This window comes from Terrisporobacter mayombei (assembly GCF_020748465.1).
In the GTDB taxonomy this organism is placed as follows: domain Bacteria; phylum Bacillota; class Clostridia; order Peptostreptococcales; family Peptostreptococcaceae; genus Terrisporobacter; species Terrisporobacter mayombei.
In genome coordinates this window covers 605,678-622,524 of record NZ_JAHZMP010000002.1, presented here as the reverse complement: position 1 = coordinate 622,524, position 16,847 = coordinate 605,678, and the positions used below count along the sequence as shown (strand labels likewise).

At 29.6% G+C, this 16,847-nt stretch carries 16 protein-coding genes; 1 reads left to right on the top strand and 15 read right to left on the bottom strand.

The features are described from left to right. Positions 1-32: 32 nt before the first annotated feature. On the bottom strand, positions 33-1,715 hold the full coding sequence (locus K0039_RS09470) for a hypothetical protein (protein ID WP_228104809.1): 1,683 nt from the start codon (positions 1,713-1,715) through the stop codon (positions 33-35). Between the two features lie 117 nt (positions 1,716-1,832). Beyond that, positions 1,833-2,396 (bottom strand): hypothetical protein, encoded by a 564-nt coding sequence (locus K0039_RS09465; protein ID WP_228104808.1) that lies wholly within the window; start codon positions 2,394-2,396, stop codon positions 1,833-1,835. Positions 2,397-2,724: 328 nt separating this feature from the next. Between K0039_RS09465 and K0039_RS09460 the strand changes: the two genes are divergently transcribed. Next, on the top strand, positions 2,725-4,389 hold the full coding sequence (locus tag K0039_RS09460; protein WP_228104807.1) for a glutamine--tRNA ligase/YqeY domain fusion protein: 1,665 nt from the start codon (positions 2,725-2,727) through the stop codon (positions 4,387-4,389). A 449-nt stretch (positions 4,390-4,838) separates the two neighbouring features. Here the strand turns inward: K0039_RS09460 and K0039_RS09455 are convergent, their stop codons facing one another. The 13 genes from K0039_RS09455 to K0039_RS09395 all read right to left on the bottom strand — a co-directional run bounded on the left by K0039_RS09455 (position 4,839) and on the right by K0039_RS09395 (position 16,785). Then, the gene (locus tag K0039_RS09455; protein ID WP_228104806.1) at positions 4,839-5,723 is read right to left on the bottom strand and encodes a YegS/Rv2252/BmrU family lipid kinase; all 885 of its coding nucleotides are present in this window, start codon (positions 5,721-5,723) and stop codon (positions 4,839-4,841) included. A gap of 11 nt (positions 5,724-5,734) precedes the next feature. After that, positions 5,735-6,376 (bottom strand): lactate utilization protein, encoded by a 642-nt coding sequence (locus K0039_RS09450; protein ID WP_228104805.1) that lies wholly within the window; start codon positions 6,374-6,376, stop codon positions 5,735-5,737. Between the two features lie 136 nt (positions 6,377-6,512). Continuing rightward, on the bottom strand, positions 6,513-6,713 hold the full coding sequence (locus K0039_RS09445) for a hypothetical protein (RefSeq protein WP_228104804.1): 201 nt from the start codon (positions 6,711-6,713) through the stop codon (positions 6,513-6,515). Positions 6,714-6,846: 133 nt separating this feature from the next. Further along, positions 6,847-7,761, bottom strand: coding sequence for an N-acetylmuramoyl-L-alanine amidase (locus tag K0039_RS09440; RefSeq protein WP_228104803.1), 915 nt, complete (start codon positions 7,759-7,761; stop codon positions 6,847-6,849). A gap of 154 nt (positions 7,762-7,915) precedes the next feature. After that, on the bottom strand, positions 7,916-8,908 hold the full coding sequence (locus K0039_RS09435; protein ID WP_228104802.1) for an ABC transporter substrate-binding protein: 993 nt from the start codon (positions 8,906-8,908) through the stop codon (positions 7,916-7,918). 240 nt (positions 8,909-9,148) lie between these two features. Continuing rightward, positions 9,149-9,457 carry a DUF4387 domain-containing protein gene (locus K0039_RS09430; protein ID WP_228104801.1) on the bottom strand — a complete coding sequence of 103 codons (309 nt, stop codon included), beginning with the start codon at positions 9,455-9,457 and terminating at the stop codon, positions 9,149-9,151. 18 nt (positions 9,458-9,475) lie between these two features. After that, positions 9,476-10,849: an acyclic terpene utilization AtuA family protein gene (locus K0039_RS09425; protein WP_228104800.1), complete on the bottom strand. Its 1,374-nt coding sequence runs from the start codon at positions 10,847-10,849 to the stop codon at positions 9,476-9,478. Positions 10,850-10,853: 4 nt separating this feature from the next. Next, complete coding sequence (locus K0039_RS09420) at positions 10,854-12,101, bottom strand: methylaspartate ammonia-lyase (RefSeq protein ID WP_228104799.1); 1,248 nt, start codon at positions 12,099-12,101, stop codon at positions 10,854-10,856. A gap of 32 nt (positions 12,102-12,133) precedes the next feature. Beyond that, positions 12,134-13,591: a methylaspartate mutase subunit E gene (locus K0039_RS09415; protein ID WP_265589450.1), complete on the bottom strand. Its 1,458-nt coding sequence runs from the start codon at positions 13,589-13,591 to the stop codon at positions 12,134-12,136. Continuing rightward, entirely contained in the window at positions 13,578-14,960 is a 1,383-nt protein-coding gene (gene glmL, locus K0039_RS09410; protein WP_228104798.1) for a methylaspartate mutase accessory protein GlmL, read from the bottom strand. Before glmL ends, K0039_RS09415 begins: the two co-directional genes overlap by 14 nt. Beyond that, positions 14,938-15,378 (bottom strand): methylaspartate mutase subunit S, encoded by a 441-nt coding sequence (glmS, locus tag K0039_RS09405; protein ID WP_228104797.1) that lies wholly within the window; start codon positions 15,376-15,378, stop codon positions 14,938-14,940. Before glmS ends, glmL begins: the two co-directional genes overlap by 23 nt. Positions 15,379-15,391: 13 nt before the next feature. Then, positions 15,392-16,237 carry an alanine-tRNA synthetase second additional domain-containing protein gene (locus tag K0039_RS09400; RefSeq protein WP_228104796.1) on the bottom strand — a complete coding sequence of 282 codons (846 nt, stop codon included), beginning with the start codon at positions 16,235-16,237 and terminating at the stop codon, positions 15,392-15,394. A gap of 338 nt (positions 16,238-16,575) precedes the next feature. Further along, complete coding sequence (locus K0039_RS09395) at positions 16,576-16,785, bottom strand: cold-shock protein (RefSeq protein WP_228104795.1); 210 nt, start codon at positions 16,783-16,785, stop codon at positions 16,576-16,578. Positions 16,786-16,847 lie beyond the last annotated feature (62 nt).

Here is a 16,847-nt window from a genome sequence, read left to right as displayed (position 1 = left end):
TTCCTTTTTTTATGTGTAAATTTTATTTTATGTTACTCAGTTTTTTCATTATTATCTGATTTTTCACTATTTTTTTCTTTTTTTGTAGTTTTTTCTATTTTTCCAATATTAGTATTATCAAACTCTGCAATGCTTATTATATTTGAATCTGTTTTATCGTAAGATATACTTACCTTGTCCCCTACTATTGTTAAAGGTAGTTCTGAAGATATTTTTGATGTTCCTGTAAATATTAATTCTTTTTTATCTTTTAATGTAATATAATATATTGTGTTTCCACTTTTTACATCTTGGTTTATTCTAGATACAGTTCCTTCTACTTTTTGTAAGTTTTCACTTGTGTTGAAATCTATATCATTTCCTTTAGATTCTAATGCTTCTTTGTAATTTCTATAGGCATCCTCTTTTGTATCTCCCATTCCTATTATGCTATAATCTTCAACAGATACAAATGCTACCATTTTTACAAGATCTGCTTTATCTTTTAATCCTAACACATATGTTGGCTTTCCAAGAATATTATACATAACTGGGAAAGTTGCTTTATAATTTTTTTCTTGTACTTTTCCTTCTGCAGTTGTCATAGCTGCAGTTTCTGTTGCTCCAGTTTGCATATACAGTTTTGATTCCTTTGTTCTTGAGTCAACTAACATAAATCCTACTGTTGATTCATCTCCTCCTGCTGAAGTAATTCCTGTATACCAATATGATTTTCCATCTTCTCCATATACTAATGAAGTTCCTTCTGATGGTAGTAATACACCTTCTTCAGATATTACTGAGTTTATAAATCCTTTAACATATAATCCCCAGTTATTTATTTGATCCACTATAAAGCTTTCTGGTTGTATTCTATCTACCCACTTAGGTGTATCTTTAATTGAGTATATTTTAACCTCTCCACTTTGAGCATCGACAATAGCTGTTCCAACAGCATTTGATCCTCCATATCCAACAGCATGTTCATACAAAGTTACAACCCAATAAGGCTTTCCATTGTCATCAATTTCAAAATTAAAATCAGTCATACCATATTTCATACCACCATTTAGATATACATGTCTATGTAAATCTTGTAAGAAATATGCTTCTTCTTGATATACTATTTTAAGTTGTTTTCCATCAAGATTTTGAACTAGTCTTACATCTTGTGGATTACTTGCTGATACCATAATATAACCATTAGTACCCTCTAAATTAGTTATCCATTTTATAATATCTCTATGCACAAGAGGTGCTATCCAATATAATTCACCCTTCACACTTTGTATTGAGTAGTCACCAACTTTAGATATACTTCCTATTGCTGGTATTTCCCCAAGTTTTTTTTCTCCTAATTTTATTGCCATATCTTTGTCTACTATTCTTATTTTATCCACACTTACCGGACTTACATCCTCTGTAAAAACACTTTCCTCTACTTTACCAAGTAAGTCTTTATAAGAACTAGCCCTAAATATAGGAGATGTTACAAAGAATGGAATAATAATAATTACAACTAACAAAACCCCTGCTATTAAGAAGTTATTTTTTGCACTTTTAGATGTTCTCTCTCCTCTATCAAACATCATATCAAGAACACCAGCTAAAACAAAGAATAAAATTAGCATTGTAAATCCTGATGTGAAATCAAACCTCAGTACTGGTAGTTTCACAAATGCATAAATAGCCACTATTAACAACGCTATCCCATAAGATTTAAATATTTTTTTCATTTTTTCTCCTTTCCATTATACCTCTTATTACTATTATAACCTTTTTTTTACATTCTTAGATTAATAAATAATATATAATAGAAAATAAAAAATTACCATAGTAATATATGGTAATTTTTAACAAGTCATGTGACTTAGCATATTTCTTCCGTTTTTTATATTATAATTACATAATAATCCTTCGTATTCTAAATTAAGATTTGAGTTATTATAAAAGTCCTCCGGCTTCACTAGTGATGGCGACTTATCAAATATATTAATTCCACTTTTATAAAGCATATCTGCTACAAAGTGTGAACATACATATCTATATTCTTTTTCTCTTGATTTATTAAATGATAAATATACTAAAGCTTTAACATCATAATTATATCTATTTTTATTGCTATTTACTTTCATTATATTTTTTACTAATTTTCCATAACTAGAATAATCAACATCTAATGAATATACTCGGCAAAGTGCATTTTGCTTTATTTCATATAAGCCTTCATTTATATTTTCTTCTACAAAACCTGCAAATATAGGTGTTTTAGGATTAAGTCTCCCAAATGAATACATGGGTGATAAATCTTCATTTAAAGATAAAGAAATATGAGCATAGGGACTTTTACTAACTTTTCTTATTAAATAAGATAGAAGAGTTCCCGTATAAGTTGTTACTATATAAATTTTTCTCATTTCTGCACCCCCAATTTTCTTACCTACTGATTTTATCATAATATTCAAATTCATTCAATTCATATTTAGCTTTATTATTATTAATGGACAAAATATATATACTTTTATACATACTTTAAGAAAAATTGGAAATATTATATAACTTTTTTTATATAATCCTAATAAAAATATTGATTTTGTTTAATAATGTTAAATATAATAGTTATTAGCTACCAAAATATATAAATATACTTTATTTTTTTTCCATATTGAATTAAAATTAATAATATGATTATGATAGAACTTATTACATATTAATAATTAATAAAATGAATAGAGAGGTAAAAATATGTCAAACGAAACAATTTCAAATAATTTTATAAAAAACATAATAGTTGACGATTTAGAATCAGGAAAACACGATTATATAATTACTCGTTTCCCTCCAGAGCCAAATGGATATTTACATATTGGGCATGCTAAAAGTATTTGTTTAAACTTTGGATTAGCTAAGGAATTAAAGGGAACAGTTAATATGAGATTTGATGATACAAATCCACTAAAAGAAGATGATGAATATGTTAATTCAATTAAAGAAGATGTAATGTGGTTAGGATTTAATTGGAACAACTTATACTTTGCATCTGATTATTTTGATGAAATGTATAAAAGAGCTATCATCTTAATAAAAAAAGGTAAAGCATACGTGGACGATTTATCTGCTGATGAAATAAGGGAAACTCGTGGTACTTTAACAGAGCCAGGGTTTGATAGTCCATATAGAAATAGATCTATAGAAGAGAACTTAGATTTATTCGAAAGAATGAAAAATGGTGAATTTGAAAATGGAGAGAAAGTTTTAAGAGCTAAGATAGATATGTCTTCTCCTAATATAAACTTTAGAGACCCTGTTATATATAGAATTTCTCATGCATCTCATCACAACACTGGAGATAAATGGTGCATATACCCAATGTACTCATTTGCTCATCCACTTGAAGATGCTATAGAAGGAATAACTCACTCTATATGTACTCTAGAATTTGAAGATCAAAGACCTTTATACGACTGGGTTGTTAGAGAATGCGAAATGGAAAGAATTCCAAGACAAATCGAGTTTGCTAGACTTAACCTAACAAATACAGTAATGAGTAAAAGAAAGTTAAAATTATTAGTTGATGAAGGAATTGCTGATGGATGGGATGACCCTCGTCTTCCTACTATATCAGGTGTTAGAAGAAGAGGATATACTCCAGAATGTATCCGTAACTTCTGTGCTGAAATAGGTGTATCAAAAGCTGATTCTAAAGTTGATAGTAGATTATTTGACCACTTCTTAAGAGAGGACTTACAACCAAAGGCTCAACTTGCTATGGGAATATTAAATCCTCTAAAATTAGTTATAACAAACTATCCAGAAGGTCAAAGTGAAATGATAGAACTTGAAAATATAGCTAAAAACGAAGAAGCTGGTACAAGAGAAGTTCCATTTAGTAGAGAACTTTACATAGAGAGAGATGACTTTATGGAAGAACCTATACCAAAATATAGAAGATTCTTCCCAGGAAATGAAGTTAGATTAAAAGGTGCATACTTTGTTAAATGTACTGACGTTATAAAAGATGAAAATGGTAATGTAGTAGAAATCCATGGTACTTACGACCAAGAAACAAAATCAGGCTCCGGATTTACTGGACGTAAAGTTAAAGGTACAGTTCATTGGGTAGACGCTAAAACTGCCATTCCTGCTGAATTTAGATTGTTCGAGCCATTAATATTAGATGATGCTCCAGAAAATGAAGGTAAACACTTCTTAGACCAAATAAATCCTAATTCACTTACAGTGCTACAAGGTTTTGTAGAACCAACTGCAATAAAGGATGCTAAACCTTTAGACAAATTCCAATTTGTTAGAAATGGATTTTTCTCAGTAGATACTAAATATACTACTCCAGAGAAACATGTATTCAATAGAATAGTTCCTCTTAAGAGTTCTTTCAAACCAGGAAAATAATTTAATATAATAAGACTATGATTTTCATAGTCTTTTTTTAATTAATATATTACATATTTTAATTAATATATTAATTAAATTTTACAGACAAAAGAAAAAAGCACTATTTTGGGGATTATAGTCTCCAAATCAGTGCTTTTCCCAGGACAAAAGTTTTCACTTAGCCCTTCCCTCAATTATTTCATCAAACATAGTTTGCAAACTAGTCACATTTCCAATCCCTGGGTATTGAATCATAACTATCTGCACGATAGTAGCTGAGGAATCTAGTATCTTCATTATATTTGATGGATATTAAAAAATATCAGATATACTTAAACTCCCAAGGAAATCACAAACACACACATTTATGATTAGGTTAAGTTGGATCGACATTCATCAATCCTTACATATATATTAACCTTTTTCTTAATAATTATGCATTTTGTCAAAACAACTTTGCTTAAATTTTAGTAACCCAATAATTGGATTCCATCTTTGATACACTCAATTTCTAAAGGAAAATCTGGGCCCTTTTCTCCGTCAATATCAGTAATCAAGTTATCTTTGCAATCTATTTTTAACTTATTTGTTTTAAAATACAATATTTCATCTTTATTATATCCTTCAAGATGCTCACCTTTTAAAATACTTCTAAGCAATGGTAAAATATTTGGAAACAAAACATCCTTAACTATAATTACATCTAATAATCCATCGTCTACTTTAGCTTTATATGCAAGATTAATATTTCCAGCAGTTTTTCCATTGAAAATTAACATTAAGTACATGTCTCCATCGTACTCTACTTCATTTGATTTCACTTCAATACTAAATTTTCTCATATACAAAGCTTCTTCAATACCTTTTAAGTAATATGAAACTTTTCCTATAGAGTTTTTAAAGTCTTGATTAATTTTTTGAGATACATCTGTAAACATTCCTGCACTTGCAACATTAATGAAATATTTATCATTAATTTTACCAATATCAATTTTTTTAGGTCTTGTATTAACAATTCTTTCAATTGCATCCTTTACATCAAAAGGAAGATTTACGGCTTTTGCAAAATCATTTGCAGTTCCACATGGTAAGATTCCTATAGGAATGTTTATATTTAAAGCTTTTATAGCATTTAAAATTAAATCTACTGTTCCATCCCCACCAGAAATTAATATGTGGTCATAATTAGATTCTATGTCAAAAAAAGCATCGTTTACTGATCTGTTTTTGCAAAGCCTAAAAGGTACTACAACATAACCGTAATGTTGATATACTTTTATTATCTTATCAAGTTCATGAGAAATTCTTCGTTCTCCTGAATTGGGGTTATAAATAAACTTAACTTTTTTCATATTTCCTCCAGTTAAAATCCTAAGACATCATTTACAAATATTACATACATTCTATTTTTAGTTCTTTGTCTTTTTATAACTGTATATTCACAGCATATCCTATCATCACTTTTACAGTCCATACAATATCCTACTTTTGCACAAGGAGTGGCAGTATTTAATCTTTTCGCATTTGCAGGACCACTTAAATTTTTATTACGATTTATAGCTTCATCTATATTTTTTACTATTTTATTTACCCCAACTACTAGTATAACTTTATCTGGCCCATATAACATTGCTGCAACTCTATTGCCATTTCCATCTACATTGAAAATTTCACCTTCTTCTGTAATAGCATTTGTAGATGAAAAATATGTATCAGCATAAAAAGATTTTCTATAGATTTCTTTCATATCAGTAGGTGTAAGGTTTTCTTCATATCTATCTAAAAAATTATATCTTCCACTTCTAAGTAAATCTATTACTTTTGTTTCAAAAAGAGTCATAGACCCGCCAACAGATACCATTTCACCTTCTTTAGCTATATCTTTAATAATATTTATAAGTTCTTCATTACTTTTTGCATGATAACCTTTAATATTATTTTTTTCTAAATTATTTATAGTTTTTTCTATTTTTTTTTCATTTACCCATTGTACATTTTCATTCATTTCAAACAATCTCCCTATTCTTATTTTCATTATTATTTTAGCACAAATCACTATATTAATATAAGGCAATTTAAAAATACTTTATTGAAGTCAACAAAGTATTTATTTAATAACCTATATATTATTTATATTTATTCTACTTAAAGGTAAATCCTTTTTTTTGTGGAAATGAGTACTTTTTACTATATTCATTTTTATAGTCATCATTAATTGGCACATAGTCATCAAACATCGCAATATCATCATTATTCCACTCATTATTACTAAAATTATCTTCATAATTTTTCATCAAATAAGAATCTGATTTATGATTTAAATTAATCATATTATTATTCATCTCATCACCTCAAGTTTATTGTATTGTAATTATTTTCCCCAATACCCAAGTAAATTATTTAATATACAATTAATATATTCCTTTTCACACTAAAATAAGCATCTATTCATAGATAAATGCTTATTTAAAATCGCTACTTTACAATACTTTCAACATATTTTGGATCTGCAGAAATAAAGTATCCTGATTTTAGCTTATACATATAACTGTTTCCTGCTTTAGTTTTTTTTACTACAGTAAATACTTCATCTTTTTTCACAATTCCACTTATTGCATCTTTTTCCCAGGATGCTGAATTTCTTATGTTCAATTCATTTACCTTAACCTTTATATACTTAACAGCTGTATCTTCTTCATTATTTTTTTCATACTCTTTTTTGTCTTCATTTTGTTCATTACTTGGGTCAATGTATTCTACTCCAAAGGTTTTACATATTCCTTTACAAGTTCCTTCTGCATCTGCTTTTTGAAATTTAGGATCTAACATTTCCACGGCTTCAGTCATATTATCCATAAATCCAGATTCAGTAAGAATTGCAGGCATTTTTGTGTTTCTTAGTACATACAAACTAAATCCAGAAACATCTGTGTCTTTTCCAACTCCAAAATTTTTACACTTATGACTTTTGTGAAGCTTCCAAAGTTCTTCATGCACATTTTTAGCCAATTCTTTTGACTTAATTGAGGAATTGTAATGTATTATTGTTACAGGTCCTTTCACCTTACTCTGCCATTTCTCTCCCACTGCGTTATAATGTTTGCTAATGTAAGCATCTGCACCAGCTGAGTTTGCTCTACTAACTCTAGTTATCAAAGGCACATCACTATCTCCTGATGCAACTAGCAATACATCAAAGCCACATCTTTTTAAAGCTTTTTCCAAATATTCAACAACAGCTCTATTAAACTCATTTTCTTTAATGACTTCACCTTTTTTTCTTATTAACTTTCCATCTATATACAAATCTTTTTTTAGTGGTGGAGTTCGCTTTCCTGGTGTTTCCATGCCATGACCATCATCTAGGGCAATAAGATATTTTTTACCCATATTAACACCTCCTATATTAATATATTGTTTTTTATGTTTTTTGACACAATATTCCATATAATTTAGCTTTTGTCGACTCATCCTCTCCAATCAATAGATTAAAAATTATAAAAAAATTCCTTACTAAAATATTAGTAAGGAATTTAAAATCTATTTATTTTTCTGCATAATATATATTTTCATCTGGTACTTTTCCGCCTAATACCTTAGAATTAAATGATAGTAAACTATTGTAATAATTAGTATAGTCATCTTTACAATCACCTATAGGTATAAATTTTAGATTCGTTCTATCTATAGCTTTTACTAATAAAGGTGCTTTTATATTTACACCAAATTTCACAGCAGATTCTCCTGCTTCTTTAGGATTTTCATTTGTATATTTTATATTTTCATCTAAAGTTTTAATAAAACTTGAGACAAATTCAGGATTCTCTTTTGCAAAAGATGATTTAACAATTAAAGTTGACTGTGGATATCCATTTTCATTTTTAAATACATCTTTCCAAGTATCATTAACACCACATATAACTTTTAAGTCAGTATTTTTTGTAAGTAATCCACTAAGTGCTGGTTCTGGTACTATACCTGTTGATAATTTATTTGTTGCTAATAATGATACTAAATCACTAGCTTCGTTAGAATAATTATATTTAATAGTTGATGAATCAACTTTTTGTTCTTTTAATAATGCTTGAACTGTTATATCTGGAGTTAATCCTTTACCTATATTTCCTACTTCTTTTCCTTTTAATGATGAGTTTAATCCATTTACATCTTTATCACTACTTACTAGATAAAAAGATCCCATCCCTACTGTTCCAGCAATCTGATAATTCGATGTTTTATTGTAAGCAATTGAAGCCATATTTGATGGTACTATGGCAATATCTAGAGCTTCCTTCATTACATCAGTTGATAAAGCATCAGAAGTTGCTTCAAGAGTGTATTTAACTTTATAACCTTCTTTTACTTCAGGATTTTCTTGTGATAGTTTTGCAATTGCTATGGCTGGTAGTCCATCTGGTGCTCCCACATTCACTGTAACTGGTTCTTTGACCTCTTTTTCATTATTCTTAGAACTGCACCCTACAGCAAGACTTAACGTAATTAATAATGACATAAGTACTGCAAAAATTTTTTTCATAAATTTACCCCCAATAATATTTATTCAGCTGATAAATATTGACATTTTAGATGCCTTTTCATAAGAAAATACTTAAGAAATTAGAGATATTTAACACTAATCCCTTTCCCTTTAGACCATGTCTTTAGAGTCAGCTTATATGTAAATGTTAGCATATATGTATAAAATTATCAATTTGCATCTTTAATATAAAAATAAAGACAATTACTTATAATCTATAAATAATTGTCTTTATTTTAATTAAAGTTCTATGCTTAAAAGTGGTGCATGTTGCTGAGCACCATAAACATCCGTTTCTCCTAGGTCACCTGATGCAATAGGTCTTTTTATCGTTATTTTTATTGCATTAGCTGGTTTAAATTCTATAATATTAATAATATCTTCCTTGCTTATTTTATATAATTCACAAATTAACTTCTCATTAATTATTTTATTACTACATACATTTTCATAGTCTTCTAAAGTTTTAAACATTATATCCATAGTCAATTCATAAGGTCCAGAGTTTTTGCTACGAATAATATTTGTAATATCAACTAACTTAGTCATTAATCATCATCTCCATTTTTATAATTCTTCATAGTCTATAGTAAATAAATCGCATCCATTATCAACTTCCATCAAGTGATAAACACTAAAATTGTATACTTTTCCTGCATGAAAATCGCTTGGAGAGTATGGAAAAGCTAAATTTCCTGCTGTAGCTTTTCTATTTTCATATCCAAAATGAAGCATAGATGAACGGGCAAAGGCACATATTGTATCTGCTTTTTTTTGATCCTTAGCTACTGCTTCAATTACTACTCCTATTTCGTGAGAATTTTCTGTAGTAGGATTAGGTTCAATATTTCCCATTACACCATTTTTACCATATATAGCAATATTAAGGTAGTACTCCCACTGTTTGGATTTAAAATTGTCTTCAACTCTTTCTTTTACACCTTCAATTATCTCATCAATTTTTTCAATCATAATAGGATCTCTAGCCCCTGCAATGGATACTGTTCTGTAACCTATTAATTTGGCACCTTCTAATTTCACCGTATATTTAGATGATTCAATAAATTTACTGCCTGAGACTTTCACAATATTTTCACTGTCTTGAGTAAATTCACACTCTGTTAGATCTAAATGTCCTCCAGGACCAGGTAAAATATACGGATTTGTTTTTTCATATAACGTATGAGCTGCTACAGAAACTGTAGTACATTTTCTTATAGGATTTAATGGCTCTAGTCTAAAATAATTTTCTCCTAAATACCCAAACATACAATCTGAACCGCTTCCTGGTGTTGAACATATTGCAGCACACTCTAGAATTTTACCAAGATGAAGAGCAAGACCTTTATCATAACCTGCTTTTATAGCTGGAGCAGCAAAAACAGATGGGTCATAAGTTCTACCAGCTAGAATTACATTAGCACCTTCATTTAATACTTCTATAAAAGGTTCAATGCCCATTTGACCTACAATTCTTGTAGTTTCTTCTATATCTGCTTCACTTATTTGAGGCACTGGTCCAAGTGGTGAAATTTTATTATTTTTTAACGCTTCTTTTACCTTATCTTTTTCTATTTCTGAATGTATTAGAGCTAGTTTAAAATTATAGTTATTTTCTTTTGCTATTTCATAAATTATTTCTTTACACCAATTTAAATGAACTTCTCCTCCACTACCTCCTGCTGTCCCAATAATAACAGGAATTTTATTACTTAATCCACTTTTAATCATTATCTCCAAATCTCTTTTTACAGCATCTCTATCAGTAAATGATTCTCCTGCTCCAAGATAATAGGGACCTGGATCTGTGGAACCTGCATCCACGGCAATAACATGGGGCTTTCTTTTCATTCCTTCTAAAAAAGATTCTTCTGGAAAACCATATCCAAGTATAGCTGTAGAAGATAGTATTTTAAATTCTTCTTTCATCTTATTATCCATCCCCTTAATTTTTTATTACTTTATTTAAAGCTAAAATCCTTTGCATTTCATTGTAAACAATCATGTAGCCTTCATCCACACCCATACCTGGTTTTGCTAAAATTTGGTCAGGTCCACTTGCCATGGCAATATGAGCACAAGTTTTAGCTGAGTTATCTGTTTCGTTGCATGTACCACCTTGATAAGCTCCTATATTTTTATCTTTGCAATATAAAACAGCCTCAACTACATTATTTATACCTCCCAAATCTGGAGTTTTAATCTGAATAATATGACCTGCTTTATTATCAGCAAAATATTTAATATCTTCCAGTGTATTACACCATTCATCAGCTACAATTTCCACATTAATATTTCTTTCATCTATTAATTTTCTAATTTCTCTTAATGCCAACATTTGCTTTTCTCTGTCTTCCACATCTACTGGACCTTCTATACGAAGTTTAAATGGTTTAGCTATATGACATAATTTTTCCATATAACTTACTATTTTTTCGTAATTATCATTACCAAATGCAACACCTAAAGTTCCGTACACATCTATATGAATAATAGGATTATAAGAATTGTCGTCTCTTAAATTTATTATCCTATCTCTAAGCCAAGCCACATATTCTTCTAATTTTTCTCCATTATAACCTAACTTTTCACTTACATTATTAATTAAGGCATGTGGAAGAACTTGTGCTCCTTTTATAATCATTTTATCAGCATTTTCATAGCGATTATCTCCGCTTTGTGTGAATATTGGCACAATTTTGTCTAAAACTTGAGTATTATATTCTTTTGCAATAACTTGACACATTAATATATTATTTGATTTTGCCACTGTATCAAGTAGTGCTTGTGTCACTCCATATCTAATAGCTGTATGAAGCTTTTTATTATCAACCATTATATTCTCTATTAAATCACAAAGTTCTTTAAAACTTGTTATTTCTCTTCCTATTAATTTTGGTGCTACTACTTTATCTATAATTGGAATAAAATCTTTAGCTAAAAAGAGAGGGTCACGTCCTCCTGCACCACTGTATTGTACTGCTGCACAATCACCAAGGGCAATTTGATTATCTTCCAAAATTATCATTACAGATATGGATTCTCCACTTTGTCTTACTCTAGTAAATCCTTCTGTGACAGGCTTTCCAATATAAGTTGAGCCATCATTTATCGCTCCATTTTTTATTGCACGTTGATCATCAAAGTAAAAACCCGTACGACCTGCTGAGCAAACTACATCTTTTATTTTCATTGAAATATCCCCCTTGTTTTACTTTTGTAAATTTATTTATTTCTAGGACGACCAATAAGTGTTCCTTTACTTATGGCATAAACGTCATCTATTACCATTTGGAAAGATTTTTCTCTATTTTCAAACTTAGCACGTTCTTCTATTTTCTTATTATTAAAGTCTAGTATTTCAGGTGTAAATGGTAGTCTTCCAGGGTTAAGAATTCTAATAGCTCCATGATTATCTCTTGCTGGTAACAATTTGCCTAAAGTATGAATAGACGGTGCAAAAGGAATATCTAAAATACCACTTTTGAAAGCTCTAATAGTACCTACAGCAATGTCATTTTCACCTATTTCAAAACACTTGTCTATTATACAACGAGTTTCTCTTTTTATAATTTCTTTTTCAATATCAACTTCATTTGTTTTAAACTCTTGATCTTTTAACATGGCTAAAATTTGTTTTGTACAAAGTAATCCCTGTGCATTTGCTTGCATTGTTGGTACACCTAGTGCTTCGTGTGGTGTTTTTACAATAACTTTAGTTGCTTTAGAAAGAGAAGCTAGAGTACTTCCTAGGGAAATTACACTAAATGCTTTTGCTTCATCTTGAGGAAAACTCCCCATCCATTGATGAAGTACTGTTGTTACAATAACATCATCATGCCCTGATTTTATTAAGTATTCATTAGTAAGCTCTTCTAATGCCCTAATTGCTGCAATATCTTGAATAAAGTTTCCACATTGTCCATACCCTACAGAGATATTTTTTACACCTTGCTCTGCAGCTAGCAAACTTTCTATAATTGCAACTGAGTGAGATATACACGGAGGTACTAAAGTTCCAGTCAAAGGTCCATATGGTTCACGATTTATGGAAATTCCTTCTTCTTCATATAAACCAGTTAATCTATCAACATATTGCCAGTCTCTAATAGTCGTTTCTAAAGATACGTTTTTTGCGTAAGGTATATTGTAAGAAATACCTCCACCTTCATAACTAGTGAACCCTCCAGCATAAGTTATTTCACTTAAAAGCCTAGCATCCGGTGTTCCATGTCTTACTTGTACTGGTGTATCTAGGGCATTTATAATTCTACGGCAACTTTCTACTCCATGATTAACAGCTGGAAAGCCATTTAGCATGGATTTATTATTTTTAATAGATTCAACAATTCCTTTTTGCGCATCCTCATAACAATTTTGTCTTGTATAACTATCTATGGTTGTAGGTAGTAAATCTGCTTGGCCTACATTTTGTAAATAAGTTAATAATTTAATTTGATCATCCACTAAAGCTACACCTGCTCTTGGTTGTATTAATGTTATTCCTTCTTCTTTTGCTTTTATAAGTTTAACTGAGAAAATCTTATTTTCCGGAAGAGATTTATGAAATTCAAATGATTCTTCTAAGTTAACTTCTTTTCCTGTTGGCCATAAGGAAAGAACTTCTTCTCTAATATGATTAAATTCCTCCTTAGAAATCTTTTTATTTCTAATTTCCACCATATTTTAACTCCTTTTTCATAATTCGAATTGCAATCTTTGGATATGATTTTGATAACAGACCCATTGCTTGTAAGATATATTTTTTATCTACTAAAATTTCAGCATTTTTAGGTTTCATAGATTCCTGACTTTTTTCATTAAAACATACGTACTCTGAAATATTCCCTAAACAGTGTAAGTTAATCAGAGCACCTCCAGTTAAAATAATTTTTTTTACATGAGTTAGATCTTTACCTTTTTGTAAATATGCGATTCCATTGGATGTGTATATTTTTTCTCTTTTACCACAATGTCTAGTTATTGCTATTTCAACTGCTTTAGCAGCAAGTGTAAAATCTAGATTTTCAATGTTTTTTTCATTTGGTAATGTCTGTGGATTAACTTTAATATACTCAATTATCTCTCTTACTCTTTCCTCACTCAGATTAGATATTTGGGCAATATCCTCAATTCCCACTTCATCAATAATTCCACCAATGCTATATCTCATTCCAATATCGCCTTCCACTGTTCTTTTTATATAGGGCTCTTCAATTCCTTTATATATGACATTTGACTCTTTTGGACTTCCATCTGAAGCAGAATATACATCAGTAGTTGCTCCACCTAAATCAATGGCTATAAGTTCTCCTATACCTTTTTCATCTTCATAACCACTTGATAAAAGTTCAATACCACTCATTACTGCTGATGGCGTTGGCATTATTATTTCTGATATTAATTCACTTGCTTTAGTAATACCTTTTGCATTTATAATCTTTTGTAAAAATATTTCTCTTATTTTATTTTGTGCTGGAACTATATTCAATTCACCAAATACAGGCATTACGTTTTCCACAATATATGTTTCTTTATTATTCAATATACTTTTACACTTATGACTTACTTCTTTATTACCGGCTATTATTATGGGAAAATCTATATTACAGTTTGATAACATTTTTGCATTATGCAATATACATCTTTTATCTCCACCATTAGTGCCTCCTGCAAGTAAAAATATTTCTGGCTTATTTTTTTCTATTTCCTCTATATCTTCTTCAGTCATTTCAAAGGAGTACACCTTTATAACCTTAGCTCCGGCACCTAAACAAGCTTCTTTTGCTGCAGTAGCCGTAACACCAGGAACTAAACCACTAGCTATCATTTTTAATCCTCCTGCTGCTGAAGAACAGGCTAAGTACTGACTATATTCTAACTTTCCTGTTAGTTTTTCTAAAGATTTTATAGCTTTATTAAGTCCCTCATTTATGTCTGTATTTATAGTTGTGAAACCAGATGCAGTTCCTATAATAACTTCTTTTTCAACATCAACAGCAGTTATCTTTGTGTAAGTGCTACCAAAATCAATTAGTAAAACTACTTGCATTTTCTTCACCAAGTTTCAAATCTTGCTTTAAGCAAGCTATTGTAGCATCTGGATCTGTTCCTGGTGGAAATACTCTATCAAACCCCATTTGCTTAAATCTTTTTTCAACTTCCTCAAATGGTTGTTTACCTACAACAATATTTCCTCCCACATATAATAATATATTTCTTAACCCCCATTCTTCACATCTTTCTCTCAGCCCTCTGCAATCAATTTCCCCATGACCATATAAAGAAGAAACTAAAATTGCATCTGCATTAGATTCTATAGCTGCTTCCACATATTCTTCCTGAGAAACCATTACTCCAAGATTAATCACATTAAATCCTGCCTCTACAAAGCAATGATATAGAATTTTATTACCTATTGCATGCACATCAGCTCCTATAACACCAATAACTAATGTTTTCTTCTCCATATCAACTCTCCTTTTAAATTTTATTTAAATCCTTGTAACTTTGATCCATATTATCACCTACAAGTCCTACTAACATATATACTTTTTTTGTGGAATCATAGTAAAGCTCTGATAATAATTTAAAGTTCTCAATTTTAGCTGTACTTTCTACATGTATTCTTGGTCCACTACAAGGATGTATATATTCACCTATTTTCACGTGCTTCTCATCATAATATTGAATTGGTATGTCTTTTTCTATCATTTTGTTAACTTCTTCTTCTAAGATTTTGATATCAAAATTAGGTTTTGAATGAAATAATATTAAAAATCCATTTAAAACATCTCCATGCTCACAATTTAAGCCAATATCTTCAGGTAAAAAATGTTCAACTAAATCTTCTGCTGAATGAGCCATCTTTCTTACACTTATGGAGTGAAATACTCTTTTTGCAATATCTCCAGGTTCTGGCCCAAAAATTGTAGGTCTTGTAACAATAATCTCTCCACCAACACCAATTAGTAAGTCTGCATTTTTATTCATTAAAGGATAAATAAGCTCGAAATGTTCTACTATGACTCTTCTTCCATATTCAATAGCTTTATTTATTGCATTAACTAGTTCATACATTTGATAAAATGCTGATTCAAACCTTATGTCAATATGATAAGTATGTGGAGAAAAAAAACCTTCATCATCTACATCCATAATTGGCAACGGTCTTACGTTAAGTCCATCATCATCATTAGTTAGTTCCAGACCTGGAAACATACCTCTAATTATCATGCTTTTTCCAGATCCCGGCTCTCCTATTACTCCTATAAGTCTATCTGTGGGAGTTAAATATTGTTGCGCTATTTTAATTCCAATTTCATACATTCTAACCCTACCCCTAGGGGCAAAAAAAACACTATAAAAATGATTTCTAACCACATAGTCAACTGGCATCTCAACCCACCCTTCTTGTTTATTTTAAATTGCTTTGAAGATAATAAGAAAATACATTTGTTAATATTTACTATATTTTATATTTTTTGTAAATATATTTGCTTATATATAAATTATATGTTCATTAAATTTCAATAGTCAATGTTTTTCTTCCAAAATTATTTTGTTTTTGCAAGTTTTATTTCATCATCTAATAATCATATTATAATTAAGGGAAAATAAAAAAATCACCTTGTATTTATCAAGATGATTTATTATTATTATTTTTATTAAAATTTTCTAACATTTATGGCTGAAGGTCCTCTATCCGCCTTAGCAATATCAAATGTAACACTTTCCCCTTCATGTAAATCTTTATTATTTCCTTCTTCTTTTACATTAGAAAAATGTACAAAAACATCTTCTCCATTTTCGCTACTAATAAAACCATATCCTTTTTCCACATTGAACCACTTAACTGTACCTGAATAATTTGCCATTACATAAGTCTCCTTTTATAAATAATTACCTCTTTATATTATTTCAATTAAGAATTTCTTTA